Source organism: Gilliamella sp. X-23 (assembly GCF_057063545.1).
The window spans coordinates 1-19784 of the sequence record NZ_JBXSQG010000007.1 but is presented as its reverse complement, the minus strand read 5'-3'; the positions used below and the strand labels follow the sequence as shown (position 1 = coordinate 19784).

Below are 19784 nucleotides of genomic sequence, written 5' to 3'. Positions count from 1 at the left end.
GAGCGTCGCTGATGTTACAACCAAAGCGTACAAAATTCCGTAAAGTGCACAAGGGCCGCAATCGTGGTCTTGCTGTAAGTACTGATGTTAGTTTCGGTACATTCGGTCTTAAGGCTGTAGGTCGTGGTCGTTTGACTGCGCGCCAGATCGAAGCAGCACGTCGTGCAATGACTCGTGCAGTTAAGCGTCAAGGTAAAATCTGGATTCGAGTTTTCCCTGATAAACCAATTACCGAAAAACCACTTGCAGTGCGTATGGGTAAAGGTAAGGGTAACGTTGAATACTGGGTTGCTCAGATTCAACCAGGTAAAGTCCTTTATGAAATGGACGGTGTACCGGAAGAAGTTGCTCGTGAAGCATTTGCGTTGGCAGCTGCAAAACTGCCAATTAAAACCACCTTTGTGATTAAGACGGTGATGTAAATGAAAGCAAAAGAGCTACGCGAAAAAAGCGTTGAAGAGTTAAATACTGAACTTCTTAATTTATTACGTGAGCAATTTAACTTACGTATGCAATTAGCTGGAGGTCAGTTAACACAGACTCATATGTTAAAACAAGTGCGTCGTAATATTGCACGTGTTAAAACGTTATTAACTGAGAAGGCGGGTGCGTAATATGACTACTGAAGTAAAAATTCGTACTCAGCAAGGTCGTGTTATTAGCGACAAAATGGATAAATCTATTACTGTTGCTATTGAACGTAAAGTGAAGCATCCGTTATATGGTAAGTTCATTAAACGTACGACTAAATTGCATGTACATGATGAAAACAACGAGTGTGGTATTGGTGATACTGTAGAAATTAAAGAGTGTCGTCCATTATCAAAAACCAAATCTTGGACTCTTGTTCGAATCGTTGAAAAAGCAGTTATCTAATCTTTTTTGATTAAAAACTGTACATAATATAATAAACGGCTGAGTGGCCGTTTATTTTATGCTATCCATTTTATTTGAGTGGTGTTATACTATGCGCCCTCACGTAAGTGGGTTTTTGGTTGTCTATTCTTATCCATGGTAGTTGAGGTGGATGAAGGTAGATTAGACAATAATTTATTTATACGGAGCATTAAAATGATCCAAGAACAGACAAGGCTAGATGTTGCCGATAACTCTGGCGCACGTAGTGTAATGTGTATCAAAGTTCTCGGTGGATCGCACCGTCGTTATGCAGCGGTTGGTGATATCATCAAAGTTACCATTAAAGAAGCAATTCCACGTGGTAAAGTTAAAAAAGGTGATGTGCTTAAAGCTGTTGTAGTGCGCACTAGAAAAGGTGTTCGTCGTCCTGATGGATCTGTCATTCGTTTCGATCGTAACGCTTGTGTTATTTTAAACAATAACAGTGAGCAACCGATTGGTACGCGTATTTTTGGACCGGTCACTCGTGAACTTCGTTCTGAGAAGTTTATGAAGATCATTTCATTAGCACCAGAAGTACTGTAAGGAGCGGGTAATGGCAGCGAAAATCCGTCGAGAAGATGAAGTTATCGTGTTAACCGGTAAAGATAAAGGTAAACGCGGTAAAGTAAAAAGCGTTTTGTCTACAGGCAAAGTGATTGTTGAAGGTATTAATTTGGTGAAAAAACATCAAAAACCAGTACCTGCATTAAATCAAGAAGGTGGAATTGTTGAAAAAGAAGCAGCAATTAATGTTTCTAACGTAGCAATTTTCAACCCAGCTACAGGCAAAGCAGATCGCGTAGGCTTTCGTATTGAAGACGGCAAAAAAGTCCGTTTTTATAAGTCTACTAATGAATTAATCAATTAAGTAATTTGGAGTGTACGATGGCGAAACTGCATGATTACTACAAAGCACAGGTAGTAAATAAACTGCAAGAACAGTTTGGCTACAAATCTGTCATGCAAGTCCCTCGGATCGAAAAGATCACCTTGAATATGGGTGTGGGTGAAGCAATTACTGATAAGAAATTATTAGATAATGCGGTTGCAGATTTAGCTGCAATCAGTGGTCAAAAACCACTTGTCACAAAAGCACGCAAATCAGTTGCTGGTTTTAAAATCCGTCAAGGGTATCCTATTGGTTGTAAAGTCACTTTACGTGGCGAACGTATGTGGGAATTTTTTGAACGTCTAGTTTATATTGCTCTTCCTCGTACTCGAGATTTTCGTGGTTTAAGCGCAAAATCTTTTGATGGTCGTGGTAACTATAGCATGGGTGTTCGTGAGCAAATCGTTTTCCCTGAAATCGATTATGATAAAGTTGATCGTGTTCGTGGTTTAGATATTACTATCACAACAAGTGCACAATCAGATGAAGAAGGCCGAGCTTTATTATCTGCCTTTAACTTCCCATTTCGTAAGTAAGGTAGGGCATAATGGCTAAACAATCAATGATTGAACGCGACAAGAAACGCGTAAAGCTAGCAGAAAAATATTTTGCAAAGCGTCAAGAATTAAAAGCGATTATCTCTGATCTTAATGCATCAGATGAAGATCGTTGGAATGCAGTGCTTAAATTGCAAACGCTTCCTCGTGATTCTAGTCCATCACGTCAACGTCGTCGTTGTCGTCAAACTGGTCGTCCTCATGGCGTCCTTCGTAAGTTTGGTTTAAGCCGTATTAAGGTTCGTGAGTCAGCCATGCGTGGTGAGATTCCTGGTCTTAAAAAGGCAAGTTGGTAATCAGGGGAGTGTTATAGATGAGCATGCAAGATCCTATAGCAGATATGTTGACCCGTATTCGTAACGGTCAATCTGCGAATAAAGTTGCAGTCACCATGCCTTCCTCTAAGCTAAAAGTGGCAATTGCCAATGTGCTAAAAGAAGAAGGTTATATTGGGGACTATAAAGTTGTTGGTGACACTAAGCCAGAATTGGAAATCACTTTAAAATATTTCCAAGGCAAAGCTGTTGTAGAAAGTATCAAACGTGTTAGCCGTCCAGGTTTACGTATTTATAAACGTAAAGATGAATTACCAAAAGTTATGGCTGGACTAGGTATTGCGGTTGTTTCTACTTCTAAAGGTGTTATGACTGATCGTGCAGCACGCCAAGCAGGTCTTGGTGGTGAAATTATCTGCTACGTAGCGTAAGGGAGAAAAAGATGTCTCGTGTTGCAAAAGCACCTGTCGTTGTTCCTGCTGGCGTAGAGGTAAAACTCAATGGTCAGGTAATTACGATTAAAGGTAAAAATGGCGAGTTATCTCGCACAATAAATAATGCTGTTGTGATTAATCAAGAAGAAGGTCAAATTAAATTTGCTCCTCGTGATGGATTTGCAGATGCTTGGGCTCAAGCTGGTACTGCTCGTGCATTGATTAACGCAATGGTTATTGGTGTTACTGAAGGTTTTACTAAAAAACTTCAGCTAGTTGGTGTCGGTTATCGTGCACAAGTAAAAGGTAATGCAATTGGTTTATCTCTTGGATATTCACATCCAATTGAACATCAATTACCTGCAGGTGTAACAGCTGAATGTCCTTCTCAAACTGAAATCGTACTAAAAAGTGCTGATAAACAGTTAATTGGACAAGTAGCTGCTGATATCCGTGCTTATCGTCGTCCTGAGCCTTATAAAGGTAAAGGTGTTCGTTACGCAGATGAAGTTGTGCGTACTAAAGAAGCTAAGAAAAAGTAAGGTAACACTATGGATAAGAAATCAGCTCGTATCCGTCGTGCAACTAAAGCGCGTCGCAAGATGCATGAACTACTTGCAACTCGCTTAGTGGTTCATCGCACTCCGCGTCATATTTATGCGCAGATTATCGCACCAAACGGATCAGAAGTACTGGCAGCCGCTTCTACATTAGAAAAAGCTATCAGTGAAAGTTTAAAATACACCGGAAACAAAGATGCAGCAGCAGCGGTTGGTAAAGCAATTGCTGAACGTGCATTAGCGAAAGATATCAAAGAAGTTTCATTTGATCGTTCGGGTTTCCAATATCATGGTCGAGTTCAGGCGCTAGCAGATGCTGCTCGCGAAGCTGGCCTACAGTTCTAAGGTAGGAGTTAAAGATGTCAAACATCGAAAAACAAGCTGGTGAACTGCAGGAAAAACTAATCGCAGTTAACCGAGTTTCTAAAACCGTAAAAGGTGGTCGTATTTTTAGTTTTTCTGCACTAACAGTTGTTGGTGACGGTAATGGCCGCGTAGGTTTTGGATATGGTAAAGCACGTGAAGTGCCAGCAGCAATTCAAAAAGCAATGGAAAAAGCACGTCGTAACATGATTAACGTTGCTTTAAATAACGATACTTTACAGCATCCTGTTAAAGGTGCTCACACAGGTTCTCGTGTTTATATGCAACCAGCGTCAGAAGGTACTGGTATTATCGCCGGTGGTGCAATGCGTGCTGTTTTAGAAGTTGCAGGTGTTCGTAACGTTTTAGCTAAGGCATATGGTTCTACTAACCCAATTAATGTGGTTCGTGCAACAATTGATGGCTTAGAAAATATGAAATCACCTGAAATGGTTGCTGCTAAGCGTGGTAAAACCGTCGAAGAAATTTTGGGGTAATTAGCCATGGCAAAAACAATTAAAATTACACAAACCCGTAGTTCTATTGGTCGTCTACCGAAGCATAAAGCGACGTTAGTTGGTCTTGGATTACGTCGTATTGGTCATACTGTTGAGCGTGAAGATACACCTGCGATTCGCGGTATGGTAAACCAAGTTTATTACATGGTTAAAGTAGAGGAGTAATAGTAATGCGTTTAAATACTTTATCTCCTGCTGAAGGTTCAAAGCATGCACCAAAACGTCTAGGCCGAGGAATCGGTTCTGGTTTAGGTAAAACAGGTACTCGTGGTATTAAAGGTCAAAAATCTCGTTCAGGCGGTGGCGTTCGTCGCGGTTTTGAGGGTGGTCAAATGCCTTTATATCGTCGCTTACCTAAATTTGGTTTTACCTCTCGTAAAGCTCAAGTTACAGCTCAAGTTCGTCTTTCAGATCTAATGAAAGTTGAAGGCGATATTGTTGACCTAAATAGCTTAAAAGTTGCAAATGTGATTAACTCACAAATTGAATATGCAAAAATCATGTTATCTGGTGAAGTAACTAAACCAGTAACTGTTCGTGGTATTCGTGTAACTAAAGGTGCTAAAGCTGCAATTGAAGCTGCTGGCGGAAAAATTGAGGAATAAGTAGAAAGATGGCAAAGCAACCAGGATTAGATTTTCAAAGTGCACGAGGTGGCAGTGGTGAACTCAAAAGGCGTTTGATGTTTGTGCTTTTAGCGCTTATTGTTTTTCGTCTTGGTTCTTACATTCCTGTTCCTGGTATTGATACTAAAGCGTTATCGGACTTACTAACACGAGCATCATCAAATGGTCTTGTGGGTATGTTCAATATGTTCTCTGGTGGTGCTTTAAGCCGTGCTTCAATTTTTGCTTTAGGGATAATGCCTTATATTTCTGCATCAATTATTGTACAGTTATTAACGGCAATTAGCCCTAAATTAGCAGAATTAAAGAAAGAAGGTGAATCTGGTCGTAAAAAAATTAGTCAGTACACTCGTTATGGCACATTAGCTTTAGCGATTATACAGGCTGTTGGTATTGCGACTGGTTTACCGAATATTCCTGATTATGGTCACGTTGTGATTAATCCAGGATTTTCTTTCTATTTTATTGCATCGGTTAGCTTAGTTACTGGCACTATGTTTCTTATGTGGTTGGGTGAGCAGATTACTGAACGAGGTGTAGGTAATGGTATTTCAATCATTATCTTTGCAGGTATCGTGGCAAGTCTTCCTCATGCTATTTATGAAACAATTGAACAAGCTCGCTCTGGTTCATTGCATCCGATTTTATTATTAGTTGTTGCTGCATTAGTGGTCGGTGTAACTTATTTTGTTGTGTTTGTTGAGCGTGGTCAACGACGAATTGTTGTTAATTATGCACAACGACAACAAGGTCGTCGTGTTTACGCTGCGCAAAGTACGCATTTACCATTAAAGATTAATATGGCAGGCGTTATTCCTGCAATATTTGCTTCAACAATTGCTATGTTACCATCAATGATGGCTGCTTGGTTCCAAGGAGATGGTGAAGGATGGAGATATATTATGGTACTTATCAATCAATATTTCTCTCATGATCAACCGTTATACATAATCTTTTTTGCAGTAGCGATTATTTTCTTCTGTTTCTTCTATACAGCATTGGTTTTCAATCCTAGAGAAACAGCAGATCAGCTTAAAAAATCTGGTGCATTTATTCCAGGTATTCGTCCAGGTGAACAAACATCTAAGTATATTGACAAAGTAATGACTCGTTTAACGCTAATTGGCGCAATCTACATTACTTTTGTATGTTTGGTTCCAATGTTTATGACAAGCGCGATGAAAGTTCCTGTTCAGTTTGGCGGAACATCTTTATTAATCGTTGTTGTTGTAATCATGGATTTTATGGCACAAGTACAGACTTTAATGATGCCAAATCGTTATGAGTCAGTGTTAAAGAAAGCGAACCTTAAAGGCTACGGCCGATAAGTTAGCCAGAAGTTACGGAGAAAAACATGAAAGTTCGTGCTTCAGTCAAGAAATTATGCAGAAATTGTAAAATCATCAAACGTAATGGCATTGTTCGTGTTATTTGCGTTGAAGGTAAACATAAACAACGTCAAGGTTAATTTATTTAACTGGAAAGTTGTGCTTTTGCATATTTTACTTGCCAAAGTATAGTAAAGCTGGCTAGAATAGCCAGCCTAGATTTATTTGTGAATTCACTGTTTGAGTATCCTGAAAACGGGCTTTTCAGTATGGTGAATTCACTAAACATTAACAATAAAGGAGTGCATAGTGGCCCGTATAGCAGGCATTAACATTCCTGATCAACAACATGCTGTAATTGCTTTACAAGCTATTTATGGTATCGGAAGTACCCGCGCTAAGACAATTTGTGCTGAAGCTGGTATTGCTGAACATGTGAAGATCAGAGAACTATCTGAAGATCAGATTGAAAAGTTACGTGAACAAGTCGCTAAATTCACAGTTGAAGGTGATTTACGTCGTGAAGTAACTATGAGTATCAAGCGTTTATTAGACCTTGGTTGTTATCGTGGCATGCGTCACCGTCGTGGACTTCCAGTCCGTGGTCAACGCACAAAGACTAACGCTCGTACCCGTAAGGGACCGCGTAAGCCAATCAAGAAATAATTGAGGTATAATTAAATGGCAAAGACACCTGTTCGTACACGTAAACGTGTAAAAAAGCAAGTTTCTGATGGTATAGCTCATATTCATGCATCATTCAACAATACAATCGTAACTATTACCGATCGTCAAGGTAATGCGTTAGGTTGGGCAACCGCTGGTGGTTCTGGTTTCCGTGGCTCTCGTAAATCAACACCTTTTGCAGCTCAAGTGGCCGCAGAACGTTGTGCTGAAGCCGTCAAAGATTACGGAATTAAGAATCTAGAAGTTATGGTTAAAGGACCTGGTCCTGGTCGTGAGTCAACAATTCGTGCATTAAATGCAGCGGGTTATCGCATCACTAACATTACTGATGTTACTCCGATTCCTCATAACGGTTGTCGTCCACCAAAGAAACGTCGTGTTTAATTTTTTATTAAACATTGAATGTTTAGGATTATTGGAGAAATAAAATGGCAAGATATTTGGGACCAAAACTCAAATTAAGTCGCCGTGAAGGTACAGATTTATTCCTTAAGTCTGGCGTCCGAGCGATTGATAGTAAATGTAAATTAGAACAAGCTCCTGGACAGCATGGTGCGCGTAAACCGCGTTTATCCGATTATGGTGTTCAGTTACGTGAAAAACAAAAAGTTAGACGTATTTATGGAATTTTAGAACGTCAATTCCGTAATTACTACAAAAGTGCAGCGCGTATTAAAGGCAACACTGGTGAAAACCTACTTGGTCTTTTAGAACGTCGCTTAGATAACGTTGTTTATCGCATGGGATTTGGTGCAACTCGCGCTGAAGCTCGTCAATTAGTTAGTCATAAAGCTGTTCTTGTTAATGGTCGCGTTGTGAACATTGCATCTTATCAAGTATCACCTGAAGATGTGATTAGTGTTCGCGAAAAATCAAAAAAACAAGCACGTATTAAAGCCGCTTTAGAGCTAGCTGAACAACGTGAAAAACCAACATGGTTAGAAGTTGATGCTAGCAAAATGGAAGGTGTGTTTAAACGCTTACCAGAACGTTCAGATTTATCAGCTGACATCAACGAACATTTGATCGTCGAACTTTACTCTAAGTAAAGTTTAGCACTTAAGAGAGGACATAATGCAGGGTTCTGTAACAGAGTTTTTAAAACCTCACCTAGTTGATGTTGTTCAATACAGTCAGACACATGCCAAAGTGACTTTAGAGCCGCTTGAGCGTGGTTTTGGCCATACTTTAGGTAATGCACTACGCCGCATTTTATTATCATCTATGCCGGGATATGCAGTAACCGAAGTTGAAATTGACGGTGTTCTGCATGAGTACAGTACTAAAGAAGGCGTTCAAGAAGATGTACTTGATATCCTGCTTAATTTGAAAAAATTAGCAGTACGTGTACATACTAAAGATGATGTTATGCTGACTTTAAATAAATCAGGTATTGGTGCAGTAACCGCATCAGATATCACTCATGATGGTGATGTTGAAATTGTTAATCCTGATTTAGTAATTTGTCATCTTACTGATGCCAATGCTTCAATTAGTATGCGTATTCGTGTACAACGAGGACGTGGTTATGTCCCTGCTTCTGCTCGCGTTAAGTCAGAAGATGAAGATCGACCAATTGGTCGTCTGTTAGTTGATGCATGTTATAGTCCTGTAGAGCGCATTGCATATTCTGTTGATGCTGCTCGTGTGGAACAACGTACGGATTTAGATAAACTAGTTATCGATATGGAAACCAATGGTACTATCGATCCTGAAGAATCTATTCGTCGTGCATCGACTATTTTGGCTGAACAACTTGAAGCTTTCGTTGATTTACGTGATGTACGTCAACCAGAAGTTAAAGAAGATAAACCGGAATTTGATCCAATTCTATTACGTCCAGTAGATGATTTGGAATTAACTGTTCGGTCTGCTAATTGCTTAAAAGCAGAAGCAGTTCATTATATTGGTGATTTAGTACAACGTACTGAAGTTGAGTTACTTAAAACCCCTAATCTTGGTAAGAAATCACTTACTGAAATTAAGGACGTACTCGCATCTCGTGGTTTATCTTTAGGCATGCGTCTTGAGAACTGGCCACCAGCAAGTATTGTTGAAGACTAAGATAAAATTTATATAAGAAGGATAAAGTTATGCGCCATCGTAAAAGTGGTCGTCAACTGAACCGAAATAGCAGCCATCGTCAAGCAATGTTTCGTAACATGACTAGTTCACTTGTTGAACATGAAATCATCAAAACTACATTGCCTAAAGCAAAAGAGTTGCGTCGTGTTGTTGAACCGTTAATTACGCTAGCCAAAAGCGATAGCGTAGCTAATCGCCGTTTGGCTTTTGCTCGTATCCGTGATAAAGATACAGTTAAAAAATTATTTTCAGATTTAGGTCCACGTTTTGCTACCCGTCCTGGTGGTTATGTACGTATTTTAAAATGTGGTTTCCGTGATGGAGATAATGCTCCAATGGCTTATATCGAGTTAGTTGATCGTCCTGCAGTAGAAGCAGAAGCAACAGCTGAATAGTTTTAAATCATTGTGAACTAAAACCGGCTTTGTGCCGGTTTTTTATTTTCTAAATTTATATTCATTATACCTTGATTGACTAATTGATAAGCTTATATAAGATAGGCTATCAATCCATCCACTTGCTACTATCAATGGCAATACCATGCATGATTACCTGTTGGATAGTCAAATTATTAAATAGCAGTGATTGATGGACGATTCAAATGTTATTAATAATGAGGTGGTGGTGTTTCTTCAGATAAATTAGCAATATTTGATGGTTGCGTTGCTTGTAGCTTTTGGGACAATAAAACCAACTGTTCTTTTAATTTACTCACATCAGCTTGAAGATTGGTAACCATCTGATTAAGTTCTTCAATGGTGACTTCTTGAAAAGCGACTTTGGTTTCAAGTAATTCTAATTGTTTATTCATAGCATAGATTCATATATAAGTTAGTCGATCAAGTTACATTGTAAGTAAAAACAGCTACGAAATCCATCCGCGTTCAGCAAAAGAGACATATTCGCCCTTACCAATAACAATATGATCTATAACTCGAACATCAATTAATTCACAAACTTCTTCTATTTTTTGAGTAAGATGACGATCTGCTTGACTGGGCTCCGCCATACCTGAGGGATGATTATGGGCTAAAATTAATGCGGCTGCATTATGTTGTAATGCTCGTCTTGCTACTTCGCGTGGGTGTACTTCTACACAATTATAGGTACCGACAAACATCTCTTCTGACGAAATGACATGATGTTGATTATCTAAAAAAATCACCATAAAAATTTCACGATCTTTATTGGCTAATCGACTTGCTAAATAGTGGTGTGTGACAGATGGTGAAGAAAGTGAATTTTCGTGCGTCATTTTCACTTTCAAATAACGGGATGAGAGTTCAACAACTGCTTTTAGCTGCGTATATTTAGCCGTGCCTAGGCCATGTTTTTGGCAAAAATCACGATGACTTGCATTAATTAAATTATACAAAGAGCCAAAATCATTTAATAGATTTTGTGATAATTCCAAAACAGGCGAATTATGAGTGCCTGTCCGTAAAAATAAAGCCAACAGTTCAGCATCACTTAATGTTTCGACACCAAATTTCAACAGCTTTTCACGCGGCATTAATTGGGAACGTTCTAAGGACATTGTACTTTTATTTTATTTAATGACTAAAAGTAAATTATTAATAGATTGGCTAATTAGATAAACTCAATAAAGAAAATATTACGACTTATTTCACAAAAAACTAACCAGTTTTGCACAAAAAGAAAAAGCGCTGTATAGCGCTTTTTAATATCAATAAGTGATAAAAACTAGTGACAGCCACATCCGCCATGGCCACCGCCACAGCAACCGTGAGCTTCATCATCATCATCGTGATCATGACCGCCACAACCGCAGCTACCGTGCCCATGATCGTGACCGTGAGCACCATGAATATGACCGTGTGCGATTTCTTCTTCTGTTGCATCACGAATAGCGAGAACTTCGACATTAAACTGCAGATCTTGTCCTGCTAACATATGATTACCGTCAACTGTCACCGTATCGCCATCAATGGCCGTGATTTCAACGGGTAAAGAGCCGTGATCGGTATCAGCAAAAAATCGCATACCGACTTCTAGCTCATCAACACCAACAAACACATCGCGTGGAACATTTTGGACCAGTGCATCATTAAAATCACCATAAGCGTTAATGATTTCGACATCAAATTTATCGCCAACTTGATGGCCTTCTAATGCTTTTTCTAAATCTTGTAATAAATTACCGGCACCTTGTAAATATTCAAGCGGTGCAGCAGCTGTAGCTTCATCAACTAACACACCATCTTTAGTGCGCACTTGGTATGCTAAACTGACTACTTTATTTTTTGCTATTTTCATTTTTTCTCCAACAGACTTGTATTGAGCAAATTACTTTAGATTTTAGCGGAAAAAAGAAGTTATGTATTCTAAATTTTCTATTTCGCCCAAAACTAACAAAAGAATAACATAACGCAGTAAGATAATAATTGGTTATTTATTATCATTAAAAAAGGCATCAAAATAATGGTTGATGCCTTTTTTGAGTTTTAAAAATTAATCTTATTTAAGTTCTAACTCATTCATTGCCGCAATGCTAAATCCACCGTCGACATGAATGACTTCACCGGTAATACCTGAAGCTAAATTAGAACATAAAAATGCCGCTGAATTACCCACATCTTCGGTTGTCACAGTACGACGAATTGGCGTGACTGATTCGCAGTGAGATAGCATCTTTTTAAAGTCCTTAATGCCAGATGCTGCAAGCGTACGGATTGGACCAGCAGAAATACCATTAACACGAACACCCTCAGGCCCCATTGCATTTGCCATATAGCGCACATTGGCTTCTAATGATGCTTTAGCAAGACCCATCACATTATAATTAGGGATTGCACGTTCAGCACCAAGGTAAGAAAGTGTTACTAATGCTGAATTTGGATTTAGCATTGAACGACATGCTTTAGCCATAGCCACAAAGCTATAAGAGCTAATATCGTGAGCAATAGCAAAACCTTCACGGGTAACGGCATTAACATAATCGCCATCTAATTGATCACCTGGTGCGAAAGCGATAGCATGAACAAAACCATCGAATTTATCCCATGTTTTTGCAAGTTCAGTAAATAGTTCAGTAATGCTTTCATCGTGCGCGACATCACAAGGTAGCACGATTTTTGAACCAAAATCAGCGGCAAACTCCTCAACACGACCTTTTAATTTATCGTTTTGGTAAGTAAAAGCAAGTTCAGCACCTTCACGATGCATTGCTTGTGCAATACCGTAAGCAATTGAACGGTTACTTGCAACACCAGTAACGAGTATACGTTTACCTGTTAAAAATCCCATAAATTATTCCTCTAATGTTTTCACTATATAGTCTAGGATGGTGACGATTATATGTTGATCAAGTCAACTTCGCCACAATAAATTCAATTTTAGCAAATTGCTTTCAATTAAAAACAAAGTGATCAACGATGGTTTACAACCTTAATAACCAACCATCACCGTTAGATTGCCGTGTCTAATCGGTATTAAGTTTTTCGCCAACAGAAAACCAAGATTGACGTGAGTTTAACAAATCTTGTGCCGACATCGGCTTTTTCCCTGCAGGTTGTAAAAGCGTCATATTCAAAGCATGTTGGCTAGTGGCAATACAAATACCATTTTTATTGGCTTGCAAAATCGTCCCCGCCGGCTGTTTTGAGTCCATTTTCACAACATGAGCTTGCCACACCTTAACCGATTCACCGTTAACATCAAAAAAACTAACAGGCCATGGATTAAAAGCCCGAACGCAACGCTCAAGTTGCTCGGCAGGCAAATTCCAATCGAGTTTAGCTTCTTGCTTTGATAATTTTTCGGCATAAGTTGCTTGTGACGGATCTTGCTTTTCGGGTTGGATTTTTTGTTCAGTAATGAGCGCCAACGTATCGAGCAACGCTTGCGGTCCTAATTGTGCCAGTTTATCGTATAGTGATGCACTGGTATCGGTTTGCTCGATTGGACAGGTCAGCTTATATAACATATCACCCGTATCAAGCCCTGCATCCATCTGCATAATGGTAATACCTGTTTGCTCATCGCCTGCCCAACATGCACGCTGAATTGGTGCTGCACCACGCCAACGGGGTAATAACGAACCGTGCACATTTAGACAGCCTAATCTAGGCATATCCAATACTGCTTGTGGCAAAATCAACCCATAGGCAACCACAATCATAATATCGGCATTGAGATCAGCAATGATTTTTTGATTTTCTTCTTTTTTAAGGGTTACAGGTTGATAAACGGGCAGATTATATTCCATTGCGAGTTGCTTAACAGGGCTAGCCGTCAGCTTATTGCCACGCCCCGCTGGACGATCGGGTTGGGTAAAAACGGCAATCACATTATGTTCAGAACCAACAAGCGCCTTTAAATGAGTGGCGGCAAAATCGGGGGTACCGGCAAAAATAATATTTAATGGTTTAGTGGCATTAGGCATAAGTATTGTATCCATAATCGAAAAATAACACTAATTATACCCGAAACTTAATTAAGAATCTTTAAGCAAAAGGGGATGGTTTAGTTTAGGGGGAGTGGTTTCGGAGGTTTATGATTAAGTGATCAAAATGGCGACAAAGGCCTGACCGAATCAGGGAATTAAAACGAACATCCTAACGCCCATGCTTGGGTTGCAAATGTGGCCAATGGCCAAACTCACTTTGCTATCGGCATATTCTGATGCCGGAGCAAGGCAAACAACATAACCTTGGGGTGTTTTTGTGCGTTGTTTTTTTGTTAAAAAACAACGCAATTACCACTCAAAAATCGGTCAGGAAAGGTATTGATTTTATTGAAGTTTTTGTTTGGTGTTTTTTAGCCAAAAAACACCGACAAAAGCTTAACCTTATACATCTAACAAAATTTTACAAATATTTAATAAAAAAGTAGCGCACCATCAATCAAACGGTTATAATTTAAACGCTTTCAAAGCAAAGGGGGAAGCTCATTAGTTGAGCAATTAGTTATAAAAATTCAAATAAAACAAAAATTTACTTGACAGGATGATCGAAATGCGTTACCATGTATGGCATCTGGCATCTGGCATCTGGCATGCCAAACCTACGCCCTAAATCTTTTTCATTTTTGCTGTAGTCTAAATCAGACTCAGTTCTTATTTTTATCACCTAAATTATCAAAATCATTGCACTTAGTGAAGTCGCCGTGTTTATCGGCAGGGTTATCGCCAAGGCCGAGACACTTATCTTTTCTATCTAAATTGCCAGACTTACTTAAATTATTTAGATTACCTAAATTGCCGTTGTTTTTTGTGTTGCTACTCTTATTGTCGTATGCGCAGTGTTCTATGGCGTTGACGGCAAATACATCAAAGGAAATAGAAGGTAGTGCACCGTATTTAACGTTTGATGGTGGGCAGACAAAGGCAACGGATACAGACAGCTTTTTGTCAATAGAGTTGCCGGATGGTAGATTTATCACGCCTTCAACTAACACATCGAGTGCTACAAATCCGATAAGGTTACCTAGTGGTAATTATACATTTAATGATATTCATACGGTATTGCCGTCGGGAACAACATCTATTAGTTTAAATAGTCTAATAACACAAGGGAAGTGGGGAGATGATGATGGAGATGGACAGGGAGCAGGTGGAGTAACAGCATCAGGGAGTATATCGTTAGCAATAAAGGATAAAGATGGCACTACGGTTAGTCGTGGTGATACATTAAGTAAATGTAGTGCCCCTTATAAGATAACCTTAAGTAGTACAGGGGGTAGTTTAACTACACAGTATGGTGTACCAAATATTAGTACATTTATTGGAGGCAGTGTAGAGTATTACATCAAGCCGGATTCTTCTGGTGGTTGTTACTTTGTGCAATCGGTCAGGCCGAATCTAAACTATGGCATAGGCGTCTATGCTGGTCCATCTAACATATGGAGTTCTACTAAGGGCTTTTTAGTTCAGTCTACAAATCCATCATCTTACGATCGAAATTTTCCTACAACGGGTGCTGATGGATTGTATTTTGATTTGGATATAGAAGGTATTGACGCAAGTCAGTTGAATTGGACAGTTAACACAAGTGGCAGTCTAGGTGCAACGGTGAGTTGGACAAGGCCGCTAACAGGGACATTCACAGACCCTTTGGGAAATACTGTCCAAGCCGATCAATGGATTACTGATAAATCCAAGAATGTAACACGGGTAACGTTGCATGGTCCTAAAGTTGATAGTGCTCAAATAAGTTCAAGTAGTCCAGGTTCATTAGAACGTCCATCTTTGCCACAGACATTTGAGTTGGTGGGTAGGGATAGTCAAGGTAATGAGATTCGTTATGGATTTGTGTTGAGGCAGTGGTTCGTCAATCGGGGTAATAAAGGTGGTACCGTTTCAGATCAAACAGCATGGTGTAATAGTTTGGGTTATCGTTTGCCACAGGTTAAGGATTTAACCAATGCAGTCAAAACAAGTAATCCTCCTATTTCTGGCGCAGCACCTAGTTCATCAGGTAATTATTACATGCGTCACATAGGTGCAGGATTTTTAACGGAGTGGGGCTTAGTGTCCTCCTACGCTGATGCGGGCTTCTTCATCACCTACTTCTGGTCAAGCGACGTCAAAGGTAGCAATGGCTTCTATATCTTATCGTCCTACGGCATGGTCTTCGGCTCCAGTGTTAGAACCAACTTCTTTGCTGTTTGCACCACACCTTAGCTTTTATTTCTTAGTCCTTAATCCTTGGGCCGCGGGGGGGATGGTGCCTGAGAGGACAATATAAAAAAGAATAAAGCCCCCTGTAAGTTGGGGCATTTTCCCTTAGAGTTGCGCTGTTGCGGCGAAGCCACAATCGGCGCCCCCACCACCCACACTAAAAGCGTGGCTGGCGTGGGGGCAGGGGGAAATAAATAAGAATAACCAAGCAGTTGGTGGATAAGTGTTTGTTGTGTACTTTGAAATAGTGGTGTTAATTTAACGAATGGAATCAATTAAAACTTGGCATAATATGCCTAACAGTAAAATTAGCACTACTAGCACAGCACTTATTCATCACCCAAGACTTTCAACCTAAAATTGTCATGCAAGCTTGCTGATAAAAGGGAAGAAAGTTAGGGGGATATGGCTAAATCAGCAACATACGCATCTAGGTTGCAACTTCCCGACTGGGGTGTGAATGGCTTTTGATTTTAGTTATACACCAACTGACTTGGCCCTCAAAACAAAGTTAAAAAACAACTCCACGGCAATCTATAAAAATAACATAGTAAAAATCGGTCAGGAAAGGTATTGATTTTATTTAAATTTTTATTTAATGTTTTTTATTCAAAAAAACATCACCAAAACCATTCCCCAAAACACGCCACCAAAAGCTTAACCGCCCGCAATTAACAAAACCTTAAAATTTTTAACAAAAAAACTAGCACATTATTAATCAACCGGTTATAATTTCATCGCTTTTAAAGCAAGGGAACGCTCATTAGTTGAGCGGATAATTATGAAAAATGTAAATAAAACAAAAAATTACTTGACAGGATAATCGAAATGCGTTACCATTTATGGCATCTGGCATCTGGCATCTGGCCTGCCAAACCTACGCCCTAAAACTTCTTAATTTTCACGGTATTCAAAACCGAGCTCAATTCTTATTTTCATCACCGAGGTCATTTCGCGTAGCGAAATCTGCGTTGTTCTTTGCGTCATTGTTGTTGTTGTCGTATTCACAGGGTTCTGCGGCATTAACGGCGTATACATCAAGGTATATCGTGGGTAGTGCGCCGTATTTAACATTTGACAATGGTCGAACAAGGGCCACATCAACGGATAAATTGTTGTCAATTCGGTTGCAGGATGGTCGGGTAATCACGCCGTCTACTAATACATCAAGTGTATCAAATCCAATAGAATTGCCTTATTCAGGGAATACTTTGGATGATATAGATATGATAGTCCCGTCACCGGTTAGTTCAGTGAGTATAAGTGATTTAATCACTCGATATAATTATTGGCGTGATGATGATGGGGATGGACAGGGAGCTAATGGAGTAACGGCTACAGGGCGTATATCGGTATTATTTACGGACAAAAATGGCAATAGAGTTAATCGTAACGATGCATTAAGTAAATGTAAGGCTCCTTATAGGGTAGCTTTAAGTAGTGCAGGGGGATATTTACAAACACAGTACGGTGTTCCTAATAGAACCAGTTTTAGTGGAGCTGCGGTGAATTATTATATTAATCCGTATAACAGTGCTGCTCGTGTTTGTTACGCAAGGCCGAATCTCGACTATGGCATACGCAGTTACGCCGGCCCAGCTAACATATGGTCTCCTACAAGGGGTTTTTTAACTCAGTCAGATGACTCATCCTCTTACGCCCGAAACTTTCCGACAACGGGTGCTGATGGATTGTATTTTGACTTAGAGATGCCTTCTGGAATAGATGGAAGGCAGTTGACGTGGTCTCCTGTTACTCGTGGTGCAATAACGGCTACAGTGACAAGTGTAACAGCTAATGATGATTGGATTCCTCGTGCTGATAGGAGAAAAGTTGTCACACGTGTTAAGTTAAGTGGTCCTAGGGCAACTGGTGCTCAAATATACTCAAATAATCCTAGTCCTCTAGATGTACCCTCTTTGCCACAGACATTTGAGTTAGTCGGTAGGGATAGTCGAGGTAATGAGGTGAGGTATGGATTTGTGTTAAAGCAGTGGTTCGTCCATCGGGGTGATAAACAGGATACTAAGTCTAACCACTCATCTTGGTGTAGTCGTTTGGGGTATCATTTGCCACAAGTAAAGGATTTAACCAATTCAAACAATAGCTTAAGCGCCTCACCATCCTCATCTGGTGATACTTACATGCGTTACATAGGTGCAGGTTTTTTCACGGAGTGGGGCCACATGGGCCGCTACGCTGATGCGGGCTTCCTTTCCCACGGCTACTGGGCGAGTGACGCGCCAGGTACCCTTGGCTACTATGTCACCTCGAACCTCGGCATCGTCGGCAACGACGCTGTTCCCTACAGCGGTGCTGCTGTTTGCACCGCACCTTAGTTTTTAGCGTTTAGTCCTTAATCCTTGGTCCGCGGGGCGGTTATGGTGCCTGAGAGGACAATCTAACAAAGAATAACGCCCCCGCGCAAGTTGGGGCGTTTTCCCTTAGGGTTGCGCTGTTGCGGCGAAGCCACAATCGCGCCGCCCCCCCGCCGACGACGCTGAAAGTGTCGATGGCAATTCTAGTGATTACGCTGTGGCGGTTTAAGTTTGTGGTCTATTTATAGTACGGCAAGGTTTCGGACGTTTTGACCTTAGGTGAACAAAATAGCCACAGTGACCACGTCCGAGCAAAGGGAATTAAAGCGAATTCCCTTTGCAATCCCACGCTTTGGCTGCAGAATGTGGCCTTCGGCTACGCTACTCGTATCATCCTGATACTCGCCTCTTCGAGGCCACCTTCGCTATGCTCAGGTGTTCAAATTTGTTCCAGACAAATTTGTCCGCCGTCGCTCGGTCTTAACGCACCGTTTGTGGACGCGCTCCAAGCGCACCACAAACTCGCCAAACATCCCTGTTTGGCGTGCTAACCTCACTCTGTTGTCGGCACATTCTGACGCCGGAACAAGACAAACAGCATAACCTTTGGTGTTTTTTTTGTGAGTTGTTTTTGTGTAAAAAAGCAATGAAATTGCATCAAAAAAGTGGTCAGGAAAGGTATTGATTTTATTGAAGTTTTTATTTTTCTGTTTTTAAGATAAATCAATCACTTACACAACCTAAGCAAAGCGCCGACATACAACAAATCAACAAAACCACAAATAGCACCCTAATAACAGCAATTTAACCGCTCCAAACCCTTTTTTTAACGACAATTTAAAATTAAATAAAATCAACACATTAAAAAACAGCTCAAAAAAAGGGTTTTCAAAGATGAAATTGTTGTTTATCTTTATACAGCAAGATTTATCAAATCTTGAGTTCTACTTTAACGCCGTGTAGGTGGTTTAGAAATGCGGAAGATAAAAAATTTTATTTCAGGTCGGCCTTAACGCCGTGTAGGCATTTAATTCAAATAAAATCAACAATATAATTATAAAAACACAACAATCTTCCCAAAAACGATGGTTATGTTATTTGTCTTATTCCGGCGTCAGAATGTGCCGACAACAGAGCGAGGTTAGCACGCCAAACAGGGATGTTTGGCGAGTTTGTGCTGCGTCGGGAACGCATCACAAACGGTGCGTTAAGACCGAGCGACGGCGGAGGGCAGCCGCAGGCCACATTCTGCAGCCAAAGCGTGGGTTGTTAGGGAATTCGCTTTAATGAACTGCCCCCCAAAAGTTGGATTGTTTAAATCTACTTTTGGGAACAAAATTATGGCCAAAAAATATCCATTCGATTTTAAAAAACAAGTCATTGAACATTATTTTAAGAGTAATGATGGTTATGGTTTAACCGCTTGGCACTTTCAAGTGCCTGTCGGTACAGTGGAGTCGTGGGTAAAGTTATATAAAAGAAAAGGCATTGAAGGACTAAAACCCGTCACAAAACCAAGGTATTTTTCTCCAGATTTTAAATACAAAGTGGTCAGGTATTTTATAGACAATCATCTTTCACAAAATCAAGCTGCTTTGGCGTTT

General features: G+C 40.1%; 28 protein-coding genes. 23 read left to right on the top strand and 5 right to left on the bottom strand.

Annotation, left to right across the window (positions count from 1 at the left end):
• Positions 1–11: 11 nt before the first annotated feature.
• The 20 genes from rplP to rplQ all read left to right on the top strand — a co-directional run bounded on the left by rplP (position 12) and on the right by rplQ (position 9617).
• Positions 12–422 (top strand): 50S ribosomal protein L16, encoded by a 411-nt coding sequence (gene rplP, locus ACYH9I_RS06210; RefSeq protein WP_034911153.1) that lies wholly within the window; start codon positions 12–14, stop codon positions 420–422.
• Positions 423–614, top strand: a complete 192-nt coding sequence (rpmC, locus tag ACYH9I_RS06205; RefSeq protein ID WP_034902373.1) for a 50S ribosomal protein L29 — start codon at positions 423–425, stop codon at positions 612–614.
• 1 nt (position 615) lies between these two features.
• The gene (gene rpsQ, locus ACYH9I_RS06200; RefSeq protein ID WP_034911151.1) at positions 616–876 is read left to right on the top strand and encodes a 30S ribosomal protein S17; all 261 of its coding nucleotides are present in this window, start codon (positions 616–618) and stop codon (positions 874–876) included.
• Positions 877–1071: 195 nt separating this feature from the next.
• A complete protein-coding gene (rplN, locus tag ACYH9I_RS06195; RefSeq protein ID WP_025314392.1) occupies positions 1072–1443 on the top strand; it encodes a 50S ribosomal protein L14 in 372 nt (123 codons plus the stop codon).
• Between the two features lie 10 nt (positions 1444–1453).
• The gene (gene rplX / locus ACYH9I_RS06190; protein ID WP_065561017.1) at positions 1454–1768 is read left to right on the top strand and encodes a 50S ribosomal protein L24; all 315 of its coding nucleotides are present in this window, start codon (positions 1454–1456) and stop codon (positions 1766–1768) included.
• A gap of 17 nt (positions 1769–1785) precedes the next feature.
• Positions 1786–2325 carry a 50S ribosomal protein L5 gene (gene rplE, locus ACYH9I_RS06185; RefSeq protein WP_065558584.1) on the top strand — a complete coding sequence of 180 codons (540 nt, stop codon included), beginning with the start codon at positions 1786–1788 and terminating at the stop codon, positions 2323–2325.
• Positions 2326–2336: 11 nt separating this feature from the next.
• Positions 2337–2642 carry a 30S ribosomal protein S14 gene (gene rpsN / locus ACYH9I_RS06180; protein ID WP_025314395.1) on the top strand — a complete coding sequence of 102 codons (306 nt, stop codon included), beginning with the start codon at positions 2337–2339 and terminating at the stop codon, positions 2640–2642.
• Positions 2643–2659: 17 nt separating this feature from the next.
• Positions 2660–3052: a 30S ribosomal protein S8 gene (gene rpsH, locus ACYH9I_RS06175; RefSeq protein ID WP_065567155.1), complete on the top strand. Its 393-nt coding sequence runs from the start codon at positions 2660–2662 to the stop codon at positions 3050–3052.
• Positions 3053–3063: 11 nt separating this feature from the next.
• Positions 3064–3597 (top strand): 50S ribosomal protein L6, encoded by a 534-nt coding sequence (rplF, locus tag ACYH9I_RS06170; RefSeq protein ID WP_065638311.1) that lies wholly within the window; start codon positions 3064–3066, stop codon positions 3595–3597.
• Between the two features lie 9 nt (positions 3598–3606).
• Entirely contained in the window at positions 3607–3960 is a 354-nt protein-coding gene (rplR, locus tag ACYH9I_RS06165; RefSeq protein ID WP_025314398.1) for a 50S ribosomal protein L18, read from the top strand.
• Between the two features lie 14 nt (positions 3961–3974).
• Complete coding sequence (gene rpsE, locus ACYH9I_RS06160) at positions 3975–4475, top strand: 30S ribosomal protein S5 (RefSeq protein ID WP_025314399.1); 501 nt, start codon at positions 3975–3977, stop codon at positions 4473–4475.
• Between the two features lie 6 nt (positions 4476–4481).
• The gene (rpmD, locus tag ACYH9I_RS06155) at positions 4482–4661 is read left to right on the top strand and encodes a 50S ribosomal protein L30 (protein ID WP_025314400.1); all 180 of its coding nucleotides are present in this window, start codon (positions 4482–4484) and stop codon (positions 4659–4661) included.
• 5 nt (positions 4662–4666) lie between these two features.
• The gene (gene rplO, locus ACYH9I_RS06150) at positions 4667–5101 is read left to right on the top strand and encodes a 50S ribosomal protein L15 (RefSeq protein ID WP_483559693.1); all 435 of its coding nucleotides are present in this window, start codon (positions 4667–4669) and stop codon (positions 5099–5101) included.
• Positions 5102–5109: 8 nt separating this feature from the next.
• Positions 5110–6450: a preprotein translocase subunit SecY gene (gene secY / locus ACYH9I_RS06145; RefSeq protein ID WP_483559691.1), complete on the top strand. Its 1341-nt coding sequence runs from the start codon at positions 5110–5112 to the stop codon at positions 6448–6450.
• Between the two features lie 26 nt (positions 6451–6476).
• The gene (gene rpmJ, locus ACYH9I_RS06140; protein WP_025314403.1) at positions 6477–6590 is read left to right on the top strand and encodes a 50S ribosomal protein L36; all 114 of its coding nucleotides are present in this window, start codon (positions 6477–6479) and stop codon (positions 6588–6590) included.
• Between the two features lie 169 nt (positions 6591–6759).
• Positions 6760–7116: a 30S ribosomal protein S13 gene (gene rpsM, locus ACYH9I_RS06135; protein WP_091347772.1), complete on the top strand. Its 357-nt coding sequence runs from the start codon at positions 6760–6762 to the stop codon at positions 7114–7116.
• Positions 7117–7131: 15 nt separating this feature from the next.
• Positions 7132–7521, top strand: coding sequence for a 30S ribosomal protein S11 (gene rpsK / locus ACYH9I_RS06130; RefSeq protein WP_025314405.1), 390 nt, complete (start codon positions 7132–7134; stop codon positions 7519–7521).
• Positions 7522–7565: 44 nt separating this feature from the next.
• Positions 7566–8186 carry a 30S ribosomal protein S4 gene (gene rpsD / locus ACYH9I_RS06125; RefSeq protein ID WP_034911134.1) on the top strand — a complete coding sequence of 207 codons (621 nt, stop codon included), beginning with the start codon at positions 7566–7568 and terminating at the stop codon, positions 8184–8186.
• A 25-nt stretch (positions 8187–8211) separates the two neighbouring features.
• Positions 8212–9201, top strand: a complete 990-nt coding sequence (locus tag ACYH9I_RS06120) for a DNA-directed RNA polymerase subunit alpha (RefSeq protein WP_091347769.1) — start codon at positions 8212–8214, stop codon at positions 9199–9201.
• A 29-nt stretch (positions 9202–9230) separates the two neighbouring features.
• On the top strand, positions 9231–9617 hold the full coding sequence (rplQ, locus tag ACYH9I_RS06115; protein ID WP_065558593.1) for a 50S ribosomal protein L17: 387 nt from the start codon (positions 9231–9233) through the stop codon (positions 9615–9617).
• A gap of 212 nt (positions 9618–9829) precedes the next feature.
• Here rplQ and ACYH9I_RS06110 read toward each other — a convergent pair whose 3' ends face one another.
• The 5 genes from ACYH9I_RS06110 to fmt form a co-directional block, all read right to left on the bottom strand.
• Positions 9830–10033, bottom strand: coding sequence for a SlyX family protein (locus ACYH9I_RS06110; RefSeq protein ID WP_091347767.1), 204 nt, complete (start codon positions 10031–10033; stop codon positions 9830–9832).
• 54 nt (positions 10034–10087) lie between these two features.
• The gene (gene radC, locus ACYH9I_RS06105; RefSeq protein ID WP_483559687.1) at positions 10088–10759 is read right to left on the bottom strand and encodes a RadC family protein; all 672 of its coding nucleotides are present in this window, start codon (positions 10757–10759) and stop codon (positions 10088–10090) included.
• A 167-nt stretch (positions 10760–10926) separates the two neighbouring features.
• Positions 10927–11499: a peptidylprolyl isomerase gene (gene slyD, locus ACYH9I_RS06100; protein ID WP_483559686.1), complete on the bottom strand. Its 573-nt coding sequence runs from the start codon at positions 11497–11499 to the stop codon at positions 10927–10929.
• A gap of 201 nt (positions 11500–11700) precedes the next feature.
• Positions 11701–12489: an enoyl-ACP reductase FabI gene (fabI, locus tag ACYH9I_RS06095; protein WP_091347759.1), complete on the bottom strand. Its 789-nt coding sequence runs from the start codon at positions 12487–12489 to the stop codon at positions 11701–11703.
• 175 nt (positions 12490–12664) lie between these two features.
• Positions 12665–13627 carry a methionyl-tRNA formyltransferase gene (gene fmt, locus ACYH9I_RS06090; protein WP_483559684.1) on the bottom strand — a complete coding sequence of 321 codons (963 nt, stop codon included), beginning with the start codon at positions 13625–13627 and terminating at the stop codon, positions 12665–12667.
• 585 nt (positions 13628–14212) lie between these two features.
• On the opposite strand from fmt, the gene ACYH9I_RS06085 reads away from it, so the two are divergent.
• From ACYH9I_RS06085 to ACYH9I_RS06075, 3 genes are all read left to right on the top strand, one after another.
• The gene (locus ACYH9I_RS06085; RefSeq protein ID WP_483559682.1) at positions 14213–15865 is read left to right on the top strand and encodes a hypothetical protein; all 1653 of its coding nucleotides are present in this window, start codon (positions 14213–14215) and stop codon (positions 15863–15865) included.
• Between the two features lie 839 nt (positions 15866–16704).
• Positions 16705–18201 carry a hypothetical protein gene (locus ACYH9I_RS06080; RefSeq protein WP_483559680.1) on the top strand — a complete coding sequence of 499 codons (1497 nt, stop codon included), beginning with the start codon at positions 16705–16707 and terminating at the stop codon, positions 18199–18201.
• 1319 nt (positions 18202–19520) lie between these two features.
• Positions 19521–19784: helix-turn-helix domain-containing protein (locus ACYH9I_RS06075; protein WP_483559679.1), on the top strand; the 264-nt coding region annotated here is incomplete at its 3' end.